At 73.3% G+C, this 18,843-nt stretch carries 17 protein-coding genes; 6 read left to right on the forward strand and 11 right to left on the reverse strand.

Annotated elements, in window-relative coordinates:
• Genes ACYVF4_RS02395 through murI form a run of 4 tightly spaced genes read right to left on the reverse strand, consistent with a single transcriptional unit; the run spans position 1 to position 3,123 of the window.
• Entirely contained in the window at positions 1–912 is a 912-nt protein-coding gene (locus ACYVF4_RS02395) for a cation diffusion facilitator family transporter (RefSeq protein WP_460719367.1), read from the reverse strand.
• 14 nt (positions 913–926) lie between these two features.
• Complete coding sequence (gene rdgB, locus ACYVF4_RS02400; RefSeq protein ID WP_460719369.1) at positions 927–1,538, reverse strand: RdgB/HAM1 family non-canonical purine NTP pyrophosphatase; 612 nt, start codon at positions 1,536–1,538, stop codon at positions 927–929.
• Positions 1,538–2,281: a ribonuclease PH gene (gene rph, locus ACYVF4_RS02405; protein ID WP_460719371.1), complete on the reverse strand. Its 744-nt coding sequence runs from the start codon at positions 2,279–2,281 to the stop codon at positions 1,538–1,540. The genes rdgB and rph overlap by 1 nt, the downstream gene beginning before the upstream one ends.
• 23 nt (positions 2,282–2,304) lie before the next feature.
• Positions 2,305–3,123 (reverse strand): glutamate racemase, encoded by an 819-nt coding sequence (gene murI / locus ACYVF4_RS02410; RefSeq protein WP_460719373.1) that lies wholly within the window; start codon positions 3,121–3,123, stop codon positions 2,305–2,307.
• A gap of 56 nt (positions 3,124–3,179) precedes the next feature.
• On the opposite strand from murI, the gene ACYVF4_RS02415 reads away from it, so the two are divergent.
• A complete protein-coding gene (locus tag ACYVF4_RS02415; RefSeq protein WP_460719375.1) occupies positions 3,180–4,508 on the forward strand; it encodes a nicotinate phosphoribosyltransferase in 1,329 nt (442 codons plus the stop codon).
• Between the two features lie 15 nt (positions 4,509–4,523).
• Here ACYVF4_RS02415 and ACYVF4_RS02420 read toward each other — a convergent pair whose 3' ends face one another.
• The 3 genes from ACYVF4_RS02420 to ACYVF4_RS02430 are packed head-to-tail and all read right to left on the reverse strand — an operon-like array spanning position 4,524 to position 7,388.
• Positions 4,524–4,790: a DUF3039 domain-containing protein gene (locus tag ACYVF4_RS02420; protein WP_460719377.1), complete on the reverse strand. Its 267-nt coding sequence runs from the start codon at positions 4,788–4,790 to the stop codon at positions 4,524–4,526.
• Between the two features lie 40 nt (positions 4,791–4,830).
• On the reverse strand, positions 4,831–6,399 hold the full coding sequence (locus ACYVF4_RS02425) for a hypothetical protein (protein WP_460719379.1): 1,569 nt from the start codon (positions 6,397–6,399) through the stop codon (positions 4,831–4,833).
• On the reverse strand, positions 6,375–7,388 hold the full coding sequence (locus ACYVF4_RS02430; RefSeq protein WP_460719381.1) for an ABC transporter ATP-binding protein: 1,014 nt from the start codon (positions 7,386–7,388) through the stop codon (positions 6,375–6,377). Before ACYVF4_RS02430 ends, ACYVF4_RS02425 begins: the two co-directional genes overlap by 25 nt.
• Positions 7,389–7,579: 191 nt before the next feature.
• On the opposite strand from ACYVF4_RS02430, the gene ACYVF4_RS02435 reads away from it, so the two are divergent.
• Genes ACYVF4_RS02435 through ACYVF4_RS02445 form a run of 3 tightly spaced genes read left to right on the forward strand, consistent with a single transcriptional unit; the run spans position 7,580 to position 10,666 of the window.
• Positions 7,580–8,272, forward strand: coding sequence for a phosphocholine cytidylyltransferase family protein (locus ACYVF4_RS02435; protein ID WP_460719383.1), 693 nt, complete (start codon positions 7,580–7,582; stop codon positions 8,270–8,272).
• 51 nt (positions 8,273–8,323) lie between these two features.
• Positions 8,324–9,289, forward strand: a complete 966-nt coding sequence (locus ACYVF4_RS02440; protein WP_460719385.1) for a hypothetical protein — start codon at positions 8,324–8,326, stop codon at positions 9,287–9,289.
• 9 nt (positions 9,290–9,298) lie between these two features.
• Positions 9,299–10,666: a maltokinase N-terminal cap-like domain-containing protein gene (locus ACYVF4_RS02445; protein WP_460719386.1), complete on the forward strand. Its 1,368-nt coding sequence runs from the start codon at positions 9,299–9,301 to the stop codon at positions 10,664–10,666.
• 10 nt (positions 10,667–10,676) lie between these two features.
• On the opposite strand, the gene ACYVF4_RS02450 is transcribed toward ACYVF4_RS02445, so the two are convergent.
• Positions 10,677–11,975 (reverse strand): CDP-glycerol glycerophosphotransferase family protein, encoded by a 1,299-nt coding sequence (locus ACYVF4_RS02450; RefSeq protein WP_460719388.1) that lies wholly within the window; start codon positions 11,973–11,975, stop codon positions 10,677–10,679.
• 111 nt (positions 11,976–12,086) lie between these two features.
• Between ACYVF4_RS02450 and ACYVF4_RS02455 the strand changes: the two genes are divergently transcribed.
• Positions 12,087–13,112, forward strand: a complete 1,026-nt coding sequence (locus ACYVF4_RS02455; protein WP_460720731.1) for a glycosyltransferase — start codon at positions 12,087–12,089, stop codon at positions 13,110–13,112.
• A 9-nt stretch (positions 13,113–13,121) separates the two neighbouring features.
• Here ACYVF4_RS02455 and ACYVF4_RS02460 read toward each other — a convergent pair whose 3' ends face one another.
• The 3 genes from ACYVF4_RS02460 to ACYVF4_RS02470 are packed head-to-tail and all read right to left on the reverse strand — an operon-like array spanning position 13,122 to position 17,500.
• Positions 13,122–14,585 carry a CDP-glycerol glycerophosphotransferase family protein gene (locus ACYVF4_RS02460; protein WP_460719390.1) on the reverse strand — a complete coding sequence of 488 codons (1,464 nt, stop codon included), beginning with the start codon at positions 14,583–14,585 and terminating at the stop codon, positions 13,122–13,124.
• Positions 14,582–15,865: a CDP-glycerol glycerophosphotransferase family protein gene (locus ACYVF4_RS02465; protein WP_460719392.1), complete on the reverse strand. Its 1,284-nt coding sequence runs from the start codon at positions 15,863–15,865 to the stop codon at positions 14,582–14,584. The genes ACYVF4_RS02460 and ACYVF4_RS02465 overlap by 4 nt, the downstream gene beginning before the upstream one ends.
• Before the next feature lie 42 nt (positions 15,866–15,907).
• Positions 15,908–17,500, reverse strand: coding sequence for a S1C family serine protease (locus tag ACYVF4_RS02470; protein WP_460719394.1), 1,593 nt, complete (start codon positions 17,498–17,500; stop codon positions 15,908–15,910).
• A 140-nt stretch (positions 17,501–17,640) separates the two neighbouring features.
• Between ACYVF4_RS02470 and ACYVF4_RS02475 the strand changes: the two genes are divergently transcribed.
• The gene (locus ACYVF4_RS02475; protein ID WP_460719396.1) at positions 17,641–18,840 is read left to right on the forward strand and encodes an aminotransferase class I/II-fold pyridoxal phosphate-dependent enzyme; all 1,200 of its coding nucleotides are present in this window, start codon (positions 17,641–17,643) and stop codon (positions 18,838–18,840) included.
• Positions 18,841–18,843 lie beyond the last annotated feature (3 nt).

Genomic DNA, 18,843 nt, shown 5'->3' on the forward strand with positions numbered 1-18,843 from the left:
TCACGCGTGGGCGTCGTGCTCCACGTGGCCCGCGGGCTCGAGCTGGAAGGTCGAGTGCTCGACGTCGAAGTGGTCCGACAGGCAGTTCTGCAGACGACTCAGGATGCCGGCGGCCCGGCCGTCCGCGAGCGCAGCGTCCTCGACGACGACGTGCGCGGTGAACACCGGCGCGCCTCGCGTCAGCTGCCACACGTGGACGTCGTGGGCGGCGACGACGCCGGGCGTGGCGAGGATGTGCTCGCGGATCTCGCGCACGTGCGTTCCCGCCGGCGCGGATTCGGTCAGCACCGAGGCGACCTCGCGCAGCAGCACCAGCGCGCGCGGCACGATCATCGCCGCGATGAGCAGCGAGGCGATCGCATCGGCCGGCATCCAGCCGCTGACGAGGATCACGACCGCCGCGACGATCACCGCGATCGACCCGAGCAGGTCGCCGAGCACCTCGAGGTACGCACCGCGGACGTTGATGCTCCGCCGCTGCGCGGCGCTCAGCAGCCACAGCGAGATCGCGTTGGCGACGAGCCCGACGACGGCGACGACGAGCATCGGACCGCCCGCGACGTCGGCTCCGGCCGGGTCGACGAGCCGGCCGACGGACTCGGCGGCCACCCACACCGACAGCGCGACGAGGATGACCGCGTTCACGAGGGCCCCGAACACCTCGGCCCGCTGATAGCCGAAGGTGCGCCGGTCATTCGCCGGCCGCGCGGCCACGACGCTCGCCACCAGCGCGACGACGAGCGCGGCGGTGTCGGCGAACATGTGCGCGGCGTCGGCGAGGAGCGCCAGCGAGCCGGTGAACACCGCCCCGATCACCTGCACGACCATGACCGTGGCGGTCAGGACCAGGGATGCCGTCAGCAGCCGCCGGTTGTCGGCGCCGCGGATCCCGCGCGGGGCGTGGTCGTGCATGCGACCAGGGTAGGTCAGAGACCCTCGAGCAGGGGGGCGAGCGCGGCGAACGCGCGGGCGCGATGGGACTCGGCGTTCTTCTCCCTCGCGGAGAACTCGGCGACGGTGCGCTCGGTCCCCTCGGGGATGAAGACGGGGTCGTAGCCGAAGCCGCCCTCCCCGGCCGGGGCGTGGGCGAGGCGTCCCGGCCACACCCCCTCGACGACGTCCTCGCGGGAGGCGTCGCCGGGGACGACGAGCGCGATGGTCGAGACGAATCGCGCCGTGCGGTTCGGATCGGCGATGTCGGAGAGCTGATCCAGCAGCAGAGCCACGTTCGCGCCGGCATCCTTCGCGTGTCCCGCCCAGTAGGCGGAGAAGACCCCGGGTGCACCTCCCAGGACGTCCACGCAGATGCCCGAGTCGTCGGCGAGCGCCGGAAGGCCGGTGTGGGCGGCCGCTGCCCGCGCCTTGATGAGCGCGTTCTCGGCGAAGGTCACGCCGTCCTCGACGGGCTCGGGGCCGTCGTACGAGATCACCTGCAGGTCGGGGCGGACCTCGGTGACGATCGCCTGGAACTCCTCGACCTTGTGGGGGTTGTGGGTGGCCAGGACGATCTGGGCGATCCCGGCGACGACCTCGGCCATCACTCCCCCTCTGCGGCGAGCGCGGCGACCTGGTGCTCGCGCAGGGTCGCGCAGCCGGCGACCCCGAGCTCCAGCAGCGCGTCGAGTTCGCGCTTGTCGAAGGGGGCGCCCTCCGCGGTCCCCTGCACCTCGACGAAGAGCCCCCGCCCGGTGACGACGATGTTCATGTCGGTCTCGGCGCGCACGTCCTCGACGTAGGCGAGGTCGAGCATCGGCTCGCCGTCGATGATCCCCACCGACACCGCCGCGACCGAGTCGAACAGCACGTCCGCCTTCTGCGCGATGAACTTCTTGCGCCGTCCCCACTCGATCGCGTCGGCGAGGGCGACGTAGGCGCCCGTGATCGCGGCGGTGCGGGTGCCGCCGTCGGCCTGCAGCACGTCGCAGTCGATGACGATGGTGTTCTCGCCGAGTGCCTTGGTGTCCACGACCGCGCGGAGGGCGCGGCCGATGAGCCGCGAGATCTCGTGGGTGCGCCCGCCGATCCTGCCCTTCATGCTCTCGCGGTCGTTGCGCGAGTTGGTCGCGCGGGGAAGCATGGCGTACTCCGCCGTGACCCACCCTTTGCCCTTGCCGGTCAGCCAGCGCGGGACGCCGTTGGTGAACGAGGCGGTGCACAGCACCTTGGTGCCGCCGAACGAGATGAGCGCCGATCCCTCGGCGTGGGCGCTCCAGCCCCGCTCGATCGTGACGGTGCGGAGCTCGTCGGCGGTGCGGCCGTCGGCACGGGCGGTGTCGGTCATGGGTCTCCTGTCGGGGTGCGGTCTCAGCGGGGAAGGTCGATGGCGCCGGTCTGGACGAGGCGGACCGTGCTCACCTCGCGTCCCATGAGCCGGTGGGCGAGATCGAGGAAGTCCTCGGCGGAGTCGCCGGTGGCTTCGTACACGTGGGTGGGGACGGCGCCGGGTCCGGCCAGCAGATCCCGCGAGACGAGCTGCCGGTAGACGTCCTTGGCCGTCTCGGTGTCGCTCGAGACGAGGCTGACGTCGGGTCCCATGACGTAGCTGATCGCCCCCTCGAGGAACGGGTAGTGCGTGCAGCCGAGGACGAGCGTGTCCACGCCGGCATCCCGCAGCGGCGCGAGGTACTCCTCGGCGACGGCGAGCACCTCGGGCGTGTCGGTCACGCCGCGCTCGACGAACTCCACGAAGCGCGGGCACGCCTGCGCGAAGACCGTCAGCCGCTCGTTCACGCCCAGCATGTCCTGGTACACCCCCGACCCGATGGTGCCCGCGGTGCCGATCACGCCGATCCGGCCGTTGCGGGTCGTCGAGATGGCGGTGCGGACGGCGGGGCCGATCACCTCGACCACCGGCACGTCGTAGCGCTCCCGCGCGTCGCGCAGCATGGCCGCCGAGGCGGTGTTGCACGCGATGACGAGCATCTTCACGCCCTCGTCGATGAGGGTGTCGAGCACCTCCAGCGCGTAGCGGCGGACGTCGGCGATGGGCTTGGGGCCGTACGGCGAGCGCGCCGTGTCGCCGATGTAGAGCAGGGACTCGCGCGGCAGCAGCGAGGACACCGCACGCGCGACGGTCAGACCGCCCACACCCGAGTCGAAGATTCCGATGGGCGCATCCTTCACGATCGACCAGCCTACGCCAGGGCGTGCCGGCACCCCGCGGCGTTTAGGCTTGCCCCATGACGGCCCGCAGTTCCGCCCTGCTCACCGATCGCTACGAGTTGACGATGCTCGACGCGGCCCTGCGGGACGGCACCGCGCACCGGCGATGCGTCTTCGAGCTGTTCGGGCGCCGCCTGCCCGGCGCCCGCCGCTTCGGGGTCGTCGCCGGCACGGGGCGCCTGCTGTCCCTGCTGAGCGACTTCCGCTTCGGCGACGACGAGCTGCGCTTCCTGCGTGACGAGCGGGTGGTGGATGCCGAGACCCTGGCCTACCTCGAGGACTACCGCTTCACCGGGTCGATCACCGGCTATCGCGAGGGCGAGCTGTACTTCCCGGGCTCGCCGATCCTCACCGTCGAGGGCACCTTCGCCGAGGCGGTGGTGCTGGAGACCCTCGCACTGTCGGTGCTGAACCACGACTCCGCCGTCGCGACCGCCGCCGCGCGCATGAGCGTCGCCGCCGGCGACCGCCCGCTGGCCGAGATGGGCTCGCGGCGCGCCGGCGAGTCCTCGGCGGTCGCCGCCGCCCGCGCCGCCTTCATCGCCGGGTTCACCTCGACCAGCAACCTCGAGGCGGGCCGCACGTGGGGCATCCCGACGATGGGGACCGCCGCGCATTCGTGGACGCTCCTGCACGACAGCGAGGAGGACGCCTTCCGCGCCCAGGTCGAGGCCCTCGGCACCGGCACGACGCTGCTGGTGGACACCTACGACATCCGCCGCGGCGTCGAGACGGCCGTCCGCGTCGCCGGCACCTCGCTGGGCGGGGTGCGCATCGACTCCGGAGACCTGCCGACGGTGGCCGCCGAGGTGCGGGCGCTGCTGGACGAGCTGGGCGCGACGTCGACGCGCATCACCGTGACGAGCGACCTGGACGAGTTCGCGATCGCCTCACTGGCGGCATCCCCCGTCGACGCGTACGGCGTCGGCACGTCGGTCGTCACCGGATCCGGCGCGCCCACGGCCGGCATGGTGTACAAGCTCGTGGCGCGTCAGGATTCCGGCGGCGGCTGGGTCGGCGTGGCGAAGGCCTCGACCGACAAGGGCTCCAAGGGCGGGCGCAAGGCGGCGTTCCGGTCCCTCGAGCACGGCACCGCCGTCGCCGAGACCGTCGTCGTCGCCGACGGCTTCGAAGACCTCGGCACGGCGGCCGACCACCCGGACGCCCGTGCCCTGCAGGTGGCGCTCGTCGAGGGCGGCGAGGCGGATGCCGGGGCGACCGGCCCGGCGGGCGTGCAGGCGGCCCGCGCCCACCATTCGCGGGTGCGCGAGGAGCTGCCCGTGCGGGCGCTGGCGCTCAGCCGGTCGGACCCGGCGATCCCCACCGTCTTCCGCGACGCGGGCTGACGGGCGCCGCTGCGCTCAGCCGCCGAGCGACTGGTAGATCTCCTTGCACGTGGGGCACACCGGGAACTTCTCGGGATCGCGGCCCGGAGTCCACTTCTTGCCGCACAGCGCGCGCACCGGCTTGCCGGTGATGGCCGACTCGAGGATCTTCTCCTTCTTCACGTAGTGCGAGAAGCGCTCGTGATCTCCGGGCTCGATGTTCTCTTCGCGGATGAGCTCTTCGAGCTCTCGGTCGAGGGTGGCCAGGCCGCCCTGATCCGGGCTGTCGAGGGGGGTGCTCATGGAGTGACAGTGTAGTCGCGCGCCGCCCACGGCGGTCGGGTCACGTGGACTCGGCGAACTCCATCAGCCGCCCGCCGCGACGCTCGAAGACGAGCGACCCGACCGCCAGGCCCGCCACGAGCACGCCGGCGCCCGCGACGACACCGGCCCACAGCGCGTCCTCGGCGGCGGCGATGTCGACGGTGACGGCGCGCCAGCTGAGCCAGATCGCCGGAGCGGCCGTCGCGATCGCGCCCGCCAGGACCAGGGCCTGGGCGATGCCGCCCGACGAGCCGGTGCGCTGCGGCTGCTGGAACGGGCTCTCGCCCGGGCGCGAGACGGCGTACGGGGCGAGGGCCGAAGAGATGCTCGACAGGCCCAGCCCCGCGAAGAACAGCGCGGTGCACACACCCGCGAGCGCCGGAAGCAGCGCCCACCGGCCGTGCAGCGAGATGGCGACGGGGATCGCCACGGCCAGGAGCGGCACGCCGATGAGGATCACCGGGACGAGGCGGCCCAGCCGGTCCGAGATGCCGCGCACGCCGCCGGCGATGTGCATCCACACCGCCGTGGAGTCGTACGCGAGGTCGTTGTGCGGCAGCCAGCCGAGGAACAGCGCGGCGAAGGGAACCGGGACGAGCACGACGAGTTCCAGCGGGACCCCGGCGATGAGGAGCGGGACCATCGTGACGGCCGCGGCCACCGGGATCACCAGGACGTTGGCGATGTAGCGCCGGTCCTGGAACCAGTAGAGCAGGCTCCGTGCCGCGATCGCTCCGCCGGGGGTCCCCGGCGCGACGGCGAACCACCCGAGCCCCGCACGCTCGCGGGCCACCACGGGCCGATCCGCGGTCGTGAGGACGCGGTGGACCAGCCACACCCACAGCGCACCCAGGACGGCGACCGTGCCGAGGGCGACCAGCAGCGCCAGTCCCGCATCCGGCGATCCCATCCCCTCGAGGGCCGGATACGCCCACGCGGCACCGAGGGGGGTGAGGGCGAGCAGGTCCACCGCTTCGACCAGCTGGGTCGGGACGGACCCGCCCCACTCCAGCGACGACAGGAACACACCCACGGGCACCACCACGACGACGACCGCCAGGACGAACAGCCCCGACAGCTCTCGCGAGCGCCTGCCGGACAGCACCATGGCCGCCAGGATCATGCACACCCGGGCGAGAAGGACGCACGTCAGGATGCCGAGGATCACCCCCGTCGCGACCGGCACCGTCGCCGCACCGAGGGCGGTCCACGTCACGCCCGCGCTGACGGCGAGCGCTGTGAGGGCCGCCACCGGCACGCTCACGAAGCCCGCGACCACCAGCAGGAGCGCCAGCCGGCGCGGCGGCACGCCCAGCAGCCGGAATCGCCGCGGGTCCATCGGGTCCGCCGCTCCGCCCATGAGCGGCGCGAGGGCGAAGCCGAGGGTGACCGCGGAGCCGGCGAACACCACCACCGCCAAGGCGACCATGGGCGTGTCGTCGCGCAGCGACAGCAGCGCCCAGCATCCCGAGACGATCGCCAACGCGAGGAAGGTGAGGCCGATGACGACGCGCGTGACGTGAGCGGCACCGCCGCGCAGGGCGCCGAGCAGCAGCGCGACCCTCAGTCCGAGAACGTGTGCAGCCACTCCAGGCCCTCCACGTCGCTGAGGCCGCCCGCGAGCTGAACGAAACGCTGCTCCAGCGTGAGCTCGCCGCGCACCTCGTCGACGGTCCCCTCGGCGAGGACCTGACCGGCGACGATCACCGCCACGCGCGTGCAGACGCGCTCGACGAGGTCCATGCCGTGGCTCGAGAGGAGGACGGTGCCGCCGTGGGCGACGTAGGTGGCCAGGATGTCGAGGATGACCGCGCTCGAGACCGGGTCGACGGCTTCGAACGGCTCGTCGAGCACCAGCAGCCTCGGAGAGTGGATGAGCGCGCCGGCGAGCATCACCTTCTTCAGCATGCCCGCGGAGTAGTCCGACACGACGCGGCCGAGCGCCTCGGTCAGATCGAAGGCGCGCGCGAGATCGACGGTGCGAGCCTCGACGACGGCCGGCGAGAGGCCCCGCAGCACGCCGTAGTAGTGCAGCAGCTGACGCCCGGTGAGACGGTCGAACGTCTGCAGCCGGTCGGGCAGGACGCCCATCATGCGCTTGGCCGCGAGCGGGCGCGCGATGGCGTCGACGCCCGCGACGGTGATGCTGCCGTGATCGGGTCGCAGGAGGCCCGCGATCATGGACAGCGTCGTCGTCTTGCCCGCGCCGTTGGGTCCGACGAGGCCGTAGAAGATGCCCGCCGGCACCGTCAGGTCGACCTCTTCGACCGCGCGCGAACCGCCGAAGCTCTTGGTGACCGCCCTCAGCTGCAGGACGGGCGCGCTCAGGTCCGGCTCGATGGGCGGGAAGGAGTCCGGCAGCCGGCCCACCTCGTCATCCGCACGCGGCTCCGGCGGCGCGTCGGCCGCCGCGGCGGGGTTCTGCGGCAGGGGCGGGCGCGGGGGCACGTCGAGTTCGGAGGGCAGCGGCGGCGGCGGGCCGGGGTGATCGGGCAGGCGCACGACGCGGGGGCTCGCCAGCGCGCCGTCCGGCTCGGCCGGGTCGGCTTCGTGGGGAACCGGAAGCGACGCTGTCACCGCACCAACGTATCAAGCGCCCGCCGCGGGCACCGGTAGCGAATCCGGCGCATCGGCCGCTTTATCACGAACAGGCAACGGTCGTCCAGCTTCCTGCGGGTTCCCAGGCGGGATCGCTAGCATGTCCCCCGGCACGAAGGGGTGTCTGTTCGGTGAACCGACGATTAACCACGCACTCCAGGAGCAACACTGTGACTCTTCAGACCGTCATCCTCGCGGCCGGCATGGGCTCGCGACTCGGCCGAAGCCTGCCCAAGCCGCTCACGCAGCTGAGCGACGGTCGCAGCATCATGCAGCAGCAGCACGACAACATCCGTGCGGCGTTCGGCACCGACGCGAAGATCACCACCGTGGTCGGCTACCGTGCCGAGACGATCGTCGAGGCCTTCCCCGACGTGGACTACGTCTACAACGACCGGTACGACCAGACCAACACGTCCAAGAGCCTCGTCCGCGCCCTCACCACCACCGGTCGCGCGGGCGTGCTGTGGATGAACGGCGACGTCGTCTTCGACCCGCGGGTCCTCGGCCGGGCCATCGCGCTCATCGAGCAGGACCACTCCTTCGTGACCGTCAACACCGCGAAGGTCAGCGACGAAGAGGTCAAGTACACCGTCACCGAGGCCGGTCACATCGACGAGCTGTCCAAGACCGTCAGCGGCGGCATCGGCGAGGCCGTGGGCATCAACTACATCTCGTCGCGGGACAAGAAGGCCTTCATCCGCCAGCTGCAGCGCGTGGACGACCAGGACTATTTCGAGCGCGGTCTCGAGCTCGCCATCGCCGAGGACGGCGTGCGCATCCTTCCCCTCGACATCTCGGACCTCTACGCCGTCGAGGTCGACTTCGCCGAGGACCTGGAACGCGCGAACCAGTTCGTGTGACGTTCGTCAACCCCGGAGGCGCGATCAGCTCGCGATCCTAGGATCGGCGGGATGACCGACAAGGTTCACCGGATCCACTCCCTGCCCGGGGACGCCCCCTGGCAGGGCGGCCTTCCGCCCGCAGGCTCGGTCGAGCACCCCGCGCTCGTCCGCGTCCTCGACCGCGTGCTGGCGATCCAGCGCCCCGTGGTGGTGGCGCACCTGCGCAGCATCCGCCTGCGCCATCCGCACGCCGACCCGCAGACCATCATCCGGATCCTCGACCGGCGCTACCTCGCCGCCGTCACCGCCGGCGGCGCCGCGGTCGGCGCAACCGCCGTCGTGCCGGGGATCGGCACCGGCATCACCCTGGCGCTCGGCGGCGTGGAGACCGTCGGCTTCCTCGAGGCGACGACGCTGTTCGCCCAGTCCGTCGCCGAGGTCCACGGCATCCCCGTGGCCGACCCCGACCGCGCCCGCGCGCTCGTGCTGACCCTCATGCTCGGCAAGGAGGGCGTCGACCTCGTGGGCCAGCTCGCGCGCCAGGCGTCCGGCCAAGGGCAGACCCGCGACCGGTACTGGGGAGAGCTCGTCACGAAGTCGCTCCCCCGCGCCGCCGTGGGACCGCTCGTGGATCGGCTGAAGACGGCGTTCATCCGGCAGTTCGCCGCGCAGGGCGGCGCGTCGCTGCTCGGAAAGGCCCTGCCCTTCGGCGTCGGCGCCGCCGTGGGCGGCGCCGGCAACCACATCCTGGGGCGCCGGGTGCTCGTCGCCTCGCGCCGCGCCTTCGGGCCGGCTCCGGCGGCCCTGCCACCCGATCTCGAACCGCGCCCTGGCGCGCTGCGGCTCGAGTCGGCCGCCGCCGTCGGCATCCGACGCGCCGGCGAGGCGGTGGGCGGAGCCATCGCCGAAACGGCCCGCCGCACCGGCGCAGGCGTGGGCCGCGTCCTCGGGCGAGGGCGCGGACGGCGCGAATCCGGGGACGAGGATCCGCAAACGCTTGCAGATGTCCTCGACACCGACCGGGCGCGGCCATAGTCTCACTGCATGGACGACACGCTGGGGTGCGTCGCGGCATGGATGCCCCGACAGCGCTGGTACGCCGGCAAGGGCCGCCTCCCCTCCCTGCGTCTCGTGGCGTCATGGTCGATGGACTCCCCCGGTCATCCGGGGGCGCGCGTGCGCACGCTGCTGCTGTCCGACGAGAGCGTGCTTCCGCACGTGCTCTACCAGGTGCCCGTCGTCGAACGCGACACCGTCGCGGTGACGGCATCTCCCGACGACGTGATCGGGAGCCCGCGCCCGGGCGCGACGCTGGTGGACGGACCGTCCGACCCCGCCTACACGAGCGCTCTCGCACGCCTCGTGACCGTCGGCGGTGCCGTCGGCGACGTCGCGGCCGGCGCCGTCGGACGCCCGCTCGACCCGGCCACGTCATCCGGTCGCCGCGAGGCCGCAGTGCTGCGCGGCGAGCAGTCCAACACCTCCGTGGTGTTCCGCGGCGGCGAACGCGGGTTCATCTGCAAGATCTACCGGCAGGTCAACAGCGGCCTCAATCCCGACATCGAGCTGTCGGCGGCCCTCTCGGGCGCGGGGTCGCGGTACGTTCCCGCCGTCGTCGGCGCCGTCGAGGGCGCATGGACCGACGAGGACGGCCGGCCCGTCACCGGGTCGCTCGCCTTCGCCCAGGAGTTCCTGCCCGACGTCGAGGACGCCTGGCGCGTCGCCCTGGCCTCGGCGGCGGTCGGTGTGGACTTCTCGCGCGAAGCGCGCGAGCTCGGCGCGGCGACCGCCCACGTGCACGACTCGCTGGCCAGGCTCTTCCCGACGCGCGAGGCGACCGCCGCCGATCGCGCGGCCACCGTGGGCGCGTGGGCGCGCAGGCTGGCCATCGCCATCGCCGAGGTGCCCTCGATCGCAGACCTGCGCGAGCAGATCGAGTCGGTCTACGAGGTCGCAGAGGAGGTCGCCTGGCCGCACCTCCAGCGCATCCACGGCGACTACCACCTGGGTCAGGTGCTGCACGTGCCGAACCGCGGCTGGGTTCTGCTGGACTTCGAGGGAGAACCCCTGCGTCCGATGCCGGAGCGCACGCAGCCCGACCTGGCGCTGCGAGACGTCGCGGGGATGCTGCGGTCCTTCGACTACGTCGCCGGCTCCCTGCGGCTCGATGACCCCGAGCGGGCGGCCGACCTGCCGCAGCGCTGGGCGCGGGCCGCCCGGGACGCCTTCGTCGAGGGCTACGCCGACGAAGCAGGCGAGGACATCGACGACGTCGGCGCTCTGCTGGCCGCGCTCGAGCTGGACAAGGCGGTGTACGAGAGCATCTACGAGTCGCGCAACCGGGCGACGTGGGTGTCGATCCCGCTGCGCGCGATCGAGCGCCTCGTCGTGCGCCACGAGAGCCTCACCTGACGCGCGGCGATCACAGCACCGGCGTGTCCATACCCGTCTCGTCGAGCTCCGCCTCGTCGGTGTCCGGCTCGTCCGGATCCTCGGACAGCGCGCGATCGTGCCACTGGTCCCAGCGGTCCATGAGCGTGGCGATGGCGCCCTCGAACCGCGCCGTGGCAGACCCCGGCGCGGTGTCGCCGAAGTAGTGCCGCACCCACGAGTCCAGCCGCGACACGGCGTCCGGATCGGACAGCACGCGGTCGACCTCGTCGACGATGTGCGGCGCGCGCGACGCGGTCAGCCATTCGCACGCCGACAGATAGCCGTGCGTGTCGATGAGGGCCGCCCGGTCGGCCGGGCGCGTGATGAGCAGCGGCCTGTCGGCGGCCAGCCGGTCGTACACCATCGCCGAGATGTCCACGATCGCGACGTCGGCGGCGGCGAGCTGCCACCCGAGCTCGGGGCCGTGGTCGTAGACGTGCTGCGCGGCGGGGTCGGCGGCGTTGGCCGCCTCGATCGCCGAGACGATCCGCCGATGCGCCGCCCCGTACGCGCGGTCGACGACCCCCGACCGCGGATGCGGGCGGTACAGCACCCGGTGCCTGCCGGTGGCCAGCAGCGCGGTCACCAGCGCCTCGCCGTGGGTGGCGATGGAGCCGTAGTGGGCGCTGGGGCGGTCACCCTCCCACGTGGGCGCGTACAGCACGACGGTGCGCTCGTCCGGGGTGTAGGGCAGCGCGCCCGAGTAGTGGTCGGCCTGCGGGCGGCCGATGGCGATCGTACGCGCATCCAGGTCGTAGTCCCACAGCACCCGCCCGAGGCGCTCCCGGGCGGCGTCGCCGGCGATCAGGGCGTAGTCGTAGGCCTTGAACTGGTTGGTGGTCATGTACATCTTGTCGGACTCGCCGTGGTTGATGAACACGTGCCAGCGGCGGCCGTAGCGGAACATCTGGAAGTTCCGCGTGTTCTGGTTGACGTAGAGGACGACGCGGATGTCCTGGGTCTGCAGGAAGTTCTCGACATCGCGGACGGTCGGCGCGAACGCCACCGGCAGCGCACCGTCATCCAGCAGGGCGCGGGCGCCGGTGGCGTTGCGGCTGAGGACGACGACCGGCCACCGCGATGACAGCGCGGCCAGCGGCTTGTACCACTGGCGCATCTGGTACATGTTCACGGCGCCGTCGGCGAAGTACACCGCGATCCTGAAGTGCGACGGGGGGTGCGGCGCGCCGGCTGCGAGCGTCCGGCGCACATCGATGACGGCGGCGCGACCGGCGACCGCCTTCCGGATCAGCGTGACAGCCTTCCGCGCGTCCGAGACGATGCCCATCCCTCCAGCCTACCGAGGGGTCCCCATGACATGATCGGGTGCGTGCCAGAGCCCGATCGTCCCCGCCGTCGCGCGCCCGCGCTCCCCGCGGACGCCGGGGTGACGTACGTGATGCCGGTGCTCAACGAGCGGGAGCACCTGCGCACGGCCGTCGCCTCGGTCCTGGGCCAGGAGCTCAACGGTCCCGCCGAGCTGATCCTCGCGCTGGGACCGTCCACGGACGGCACGACAGAGCTCGCACGCGCTCTGGCCGCGCAGGACGAGCGCATCACGCTGGTCGACAACCCGGCCGCCGACATCCCGGTGGGACTCAATCTCGCCATCCGCGCCGGACGCCACCCGGTCGTCGTCCGCGTGGACGCGCACTCGGAGCTCGAGCCGCAGTACACCCGGGACGCGCTGCGGATCCTGCGCGAGACCGGCGCCGCCAACGTCGGAGGGCTCATGCGCGCCGACGGGCGCACGCCTTTCCAGCGCGCCGTGGCCCGCGCCTACAACTCTCCCGCCGGCCTGGGCGGCGGGGCGTACCACGGCGGCGCCGAGGCCGGCGAGGCCGAGTCCGCGTATCTGGGCGTCGTCCATCGGGCGGTGCTCGACGAGGTGGGCGGATTCGATGAGTCCATCCGGCGCGGCGAGGACTGGGAGCTGAACCTGCGCATCCGCCGGGCGGGGTACCTGGTCTGGTTCGACCCTGCGCTGTCGGTGACGTACTGGCCCCGTGACAGCTGGCCGCGCCTGGGTCGCCAGTTCTTCGCGACGGGACGCTGGCGGGGGGAGCTGGTGCGGCGATTCGGCCGCGGGAACTCGCTCCGCTTCTTCGCCCCGCCGCTGCTGGTGATCGATCTCGTGCTGGCCGTGGTCGTCGCCGTGATGCAGGCGACGGGTGTCTTCGCGCCGGGGTGGTCGGCCGCAGCATCCGTGGTCTACCTGCCGGTGGCCGCGTACGTGCTGCTCGTCGTGGCCATCGCCGCGGGCCCCGGCGGCGGCGCGTCGCTGCGCGACAGGCTGTGGACGATGGCGGTGCTGCCGACGATGCACCTGTCGTGGGGCACGGGGTTCCTCATCGGCGTCGTCCGCGGCGCGCACGGCACCGTCGACACCTCGCGGCTCGGCAGCCGCAACACCCCGCTCCCCTGAGCGTGGCCGTCAGCCGGCGCTGACGAACCCCTGGTCCAGGATGCGGGCGACGACGCGCTCGGCCGCGGCGCCGTCCTCACGCGCGTTGAATCGGGCCCGCCACCGCTCGTACGCCGCCGCGTGCCGCGCCGGATCGGCGGCGAGTGCCGCGACGAGGTCCTGCTGGCTGCGCACGACCGGCCCCGGGGCGTGGGCGACGAGGTCGAAGTAGAACCCTCGGAGCTCGCCCCGGTAGTGCTCGAGGTCGGGCACCAGGAAGTACATCGGCTTGCCGGTGACCGAGAAGTCGAACATCACCGAGGAATAGTCGGTGATCAGGGCGTCCGCCGCCAGCAGCAGCTGTGACGTGTCGGGGTAGCCGGTGACGTCGACGACGCGCGGACCGGCGCTGTCCCGGCCGGGAAGGAGGGTCCGCGAGTGCCCGCGCACGAGCACCACGGCGTCGGCGGCGGCGGCGAGCGCCGCGGGATCGACGAAGTCGACCATCTCGGTCCGGTCGTCCCGCCACGTGGGCGCGTACAGCAGCACCCGCTCACCGGGGGCGATGCCCAGCGCCTCGCGCACCGCCGCGCCGTCACCGGTGACGAGGACGTCGTTGCGGGGGTAGCCCTCGACCCATACCGGGCGACGGGCGAAGGCGTAGGCCCGGCGCAGGATGCCCGCCGCGTACGGGTTCTGGGCCAGCAGCACGTTCCATCGCCGCGACTCCTTGATCACCGCCGCCCAGCGCCGCGGCGCGAACCCCGGGCGGTGAAGCGCCAGCCGCTTCAGCGGCGTCCCGTGCCACGTCTGCAGCACGACCTGCCCGGGACGGCGGACGAACCGACGCCGCAGCCAGTCGTTGACCACGAGCAGGCGCGCCGCGCCCCGCGCCTGCCACCACTGCGGGCTGCCCTCGACGACGGCGACGGCGCCGTCGGGGACCTCGACCGACAGGTCCACCACGCTCCAGTACCGCGTGACGCCGGGCGCCCTGCGGGCGAGCTCGCGATCGATCGCCAGCGGATTGCAGCCGGCGATGCGCCCGTAGAAGCTCTCGAAGAACACCGCGTTCTCGAGACCCGAGACACCGGCCGCGTAGCGGCGCTCGAGAGCGTCCTGACCGTACCCGGCGTCGTAGGCGGGGTCGACCGGCGGCCCGACGTGAACCACGCCGTCGCGCACCTCGGCCCGCAGCGTCCCGAGCTGCTGGAGCGGCACGTCCTCGCAGGCGGCGTCGCCGGCCCCCCCGTCCTCACCCGCGACGACCTCGATGCGGTACTCCCCGCTCGGCAGCGGCAGCTCGGGTCCGCCCCACCGCGCGGCGCGCAGCGGCACGACCGCGCGCCAACCGTCGTCCTGCCCGCTGACCTCGCCCGTCACCCGCGCGCGGGCTCCGGTCAGGGCCACGGATGCCGGCGGCACGCCCGGCCCGGTCAGCTCGAGGGTCGCCGGACCCGCCGATGCCTCGGACGAGAAGCGGGCCTGGATCATGTGTCTCCCCTCGATGCCCCACGGCGGGGATCCCGGCGCTCGAGCCGGGCTCGGATGGCACGGTACACCCTCGCGGCGTTGCCGCCGTCGCGGTAGGCGTGGACGCGGGCGCTCAGGTCCGCGGCGCGCCGCAGGCGGGTCTCGCGCTCGGCGGGATCGGCCAGCAGGCGCTCCAGCTGCCCGGCGGCGCCGTCCCACGACGCCGCGGCATCCGGGGCGATGTCGGAGTACCGCCCGTAGAACCCCCGGCGCAGGGCGTAGTCGGTCACGTCTGGCGCCAGGAACACGACGGGGAGCGGAACGAGCGCGGAGTCGAAGACGAGCGAGGAGTAGTCGGTGACCAGGGCGTCCAGGCCCGGCAGCAGCGGCGTGACGTCGCGGACGACGTCGGAGCCGAGGTGCCGCACACGGCCGGTGGGCTCGGGCTCGCGATACTCCCCCGCGCCGAGCGGGTGGGACCGGATGAGCAGCACCGCGTCGGCCTGCTCGAGGACCCCCCGCAGCCGCTGCCACTGGGCGGCGGTCGGGACGGCCGGGTCGGGCTCGCCGTCCCGCCACGTCGGCGCGTAGAGCACGAGCTGTGTCCCCTCGCCGATCTCGCCCACGGCGGCCTGCAGGAGCCGCCTGGCGGCGCGGCGCCGCTGGTCGGGACGGCCGGCGGAGAGCACGTCGACGCGCGGCTCACCGGTGACGGGCACCTGGGAGTCCGCGAGGCCGAACGCCGATTCCAGGCGCCCCCGCACCAGGTGCGAGGCTGCGGGGATCAGGCCGATGCGGCGCGTGGCCCCGCGGTAGAGCGTCGCCATCAGCCGGTCCGCGATGCCTCCCCCCAGGAGCGTCCGCAGCCGGGAGGGAAGCCGCACCGTCGCCGGGGAGTCCAGCCCGATCCGCTTGAGCGGGATCCCGTGCCACAGCTGCACGACGAACGCGCCGGACACGGCGTAGCGGTTGGCGTCGCCGAAGCCGTGCGTGACGACGACGACCGCCGCCCGGGCCGTCCGCCACCAGCCCCGCAGCGAAGAGCGTCGCACCGACGGGATGCCGTGGGCTGCGGCATCCGCCTGCTCGCGGTCGTCGGCGGCGAGCCACACCGCGCGCACGCCGTGGGACTCGGCTTCGCGCCACAGGGCCAGGGCGCCGTCGGCGACGCCCACCGCGCAGCCGAAGACCCATTCGTCGCGCGTGCGCGGGATCAGCGCGGTGCCGATCCGTCCCGCCGTGTACAGCGGGATCGCGGCGATCTTCCGCGCGTTGCCCGCGCCGAACGAGAAGGACGCCACCCGGCGAGCCTATCGCGCGGGTGGCGTCCTGCTCCTGACGGGTCAGCCCGCGAGTTCGCCCAGCGTGACCTCGGCCTCGAGGGTGCGGCCGTCCCGGACGTAGGTGACCGTCGCGTCGCTGCCCGCGGCCGCGGCGCGCACCTGCGCGGTGAGGTCGACGGAGTCGGTGATGGGGATGCCGTTGAAGCCGGTGACGATGTCACCCACCTGCAGCCCGCCCTCGGCGGCCGCGCCGCCCTGGGTGAGCTCGGCGATGTAGGCGCCCGTGATCGAGGTGCCCTCGACGTATGCCGCGGACTGCACGCTGGCACCGAGCAGCCCGTGAGTGGCAGAGCCGGTCTCGATGATCTCGTCGGTGATGCGCTGGACGATCGTCGAGGGGATGGCGAAGCCGACCCCGATGGAGCCCGCCTGCCCCGACGAGCCCCCGGCCGACGCGATCGCGACGTTGATCCCGATCAGCTCGCCGGCGGCGTCGACGAGCGCGCCGCCGGAGTTGCCCGGGTTGATCGCCGCGTCGGTCTGGATGACGGCGATCTTGATGGACTCCGAGGACTGCGAGCCCTGCTGCCCCTGGCCGAAGTCGAAGAAGAACGGCGGGGTCTGCTCCTGCGAGCCGTCCCCTCCCCCGTCCTCGCCGCCGCCGTTGTCGGGCGCGGCCGCCGAGGCGATCTCGATCGAGCGGTTGAGGGCGCTGACGATCCCGGTCGTCACGGTGTTCGCCAGGCCGAGCGGAGCGCCCACCGCGACGGTCTCGTCGCCGACGTTCAGCGACCCGGAGTCGCCGAACTCGATCGGGGTGAGGCCCTCGGCATCCTTCAGCTTGATGACCGCCAGGTCGTAGGTGGGGTCGGTTCCCACCACCTCGGCGTCGTAGACGGCGCCGTCCGAGGTGGTGACGCGGATCGCGGCGTCGCCGGTGGCGCCGTCGAGGGTGACGACGTGGGTGTTGGTGACGACGTAGCCGTCCGAGCTCAGGACGACGCCGGATCCCGTGCCGCTGCCGCTGCCGCCGCTCGCGGCGACCGTGACGACGCTGGGGACGACCTTCGCGGCGATGGCGGTGGTCTGGGTGACCGAGCCGTCATCGTTGACCGTGACGGTGGCGGGGCCGGATGCCGGGGCCGACGCCGAGGTCGAGAAGAGGGTGACGCCGGCGTAGGCGCCCCCGAGGCCGGCGGTGCCGCCGACGAGGGCCGCGGCCACCAGCAGGGCGGCGACCTTGCCGGCGCCGGTCTTGCGCTCACGCGCCGCGGGCGCGGCGGGCGCCCCGTCGTCCAGGGGGACGGTGGGCTGGGTGTGGTGGGCGTGCGGGTCGGCGGGGTGGTCGGCCGCGTGTCCGAAGGCGCTGTGCGCGCCGGCGGGGGCGGTCTGCCCGGCGGCGGGCGCCGCTCCCGGGGCGGTCCAGCCGGCGGGCGGGGCGTAGGCGGCACCGGCCGGGTAGCCGCTGGGCGGACCGGGGCGGGCCGGGGCGCCGTCGGCGGGCACGGCCCACGAGCCGGTCGGGGGCGCCGGCGGCGCGGGGGGCGCGGGCGGCGCGGGCGGCACCGACTCGGCCGCGCCGGAGTCCGGGCCGGGGGCCGGGGCCGGCTCGACGTTGTCGTTCTCGGGGCGCTCGCCCGGGGTGTCGCTCATATTGCTCCTTCTTCCGACCGCTGTCCGCTGCCGGGCACGGGGTCCTCGACGGGTGTACACACTGTGCCGCGGCATCCTGTGTGTTTCTTATGCCGAGGTTGAGTCCGGTCTATGGGATCGGAATGGGTAGCCTCGGTGCCATGCGACACATTCCCGGAGGGTGGCGCCGCGCGGCGGCGGGAGCGGGGCTCGTCGGCGAAGACGGCACCGTCCGCTCGACCATCTTCGCCGAGATGTCGGCCCTCGCGGTCCGAACCGGCGCGATCAACCTCGGTCAGGGCTTCCCCGACGAGGACGGGCCCCGCGTCGTCCTCGACGCCGCACGCGAGGCCATCGCGGCGGGGGCGAATCAGTACCCGCCGGGCCGCGGCATCCCCCAGCTCCGCCAGGCGATCGCCGACCACCAGCGCCGGTTCTACGGACTGGAGCTCGACCCCGACACCGAGGTGCTCGTGACGGCCGGTGCGACCGAGGCGCTCGCGGCGACGCTGCTGGGGCTCATCGAGGGCCCGGACGACGAGGTCGTCGTCTTCGAGCCCTTCTACGACGCCTACGCCGCCCTCGTGGCGCTCGCCGGCGCCCGGCTGGTCACGGTGCCGCTGCGCCGGCCCGACTTCCAGCCGGATCCCGAGGAGCTCGCCGAGGCAGTGAGCGACCGCACGCGGATCATCCTGGTCAACGACCCGCACAATCCCACCGGCACCGTCTTCAGCGCCGAGGTCCGCGCCGAGCTGGTGCGCCTGGCCGACCGGCACGATGCCATCCTCGTGACCGACGAGGTCTACGAGCACCTCGTGTTCGACGGCGCGCACGTGCCGCTGGCGACGCTGCCGGGGGCGGCCGAGCGCACCGTGAGCATCTCGTCGGCGGGCAAGACGTTCTCGACAACGGGGTGGAAGATCGGCTGGCTCACGGCGCGGCCCGAGCTGGTGGAGGCGGTGCTGGCGGTCAAGCAGTTCCTCACCTACGTCAACGGCAGCCCGTTCCAGCCCGCGATCGCCGCGGGCCTGGCGCTCGGCGACGACTTCTACGACGGCGCGGCGGCAGCGCTCCGCCACAAGCGGGATGTGCTGGGCGCGGGGCTGCGCGCCGCCGGGTTCGCCGTCTCGACGCCGGCGGGGTCGTACTTCACCGTGGCGGATGCCGCACCCCTGGGCGCCGCGGACGCGCACGAGTTCTGCCTGAGCCTGCCCGAGCGCGCCGGCGTGGTCGCCGTGCCGCTGACGGCGTTCGTGACGCCGGAGCACCGCCCGCAGTACGCCGGCCTCGTGCGCTTCGCCGCCTGCAAGCGCCTGGACGTCCTCGACGAGGCGGCGCGCCGTCTGGCGGCGCTTCGCTGAGCA

The organism is Microbacterium aureliae, assembly GCF_054780155.1.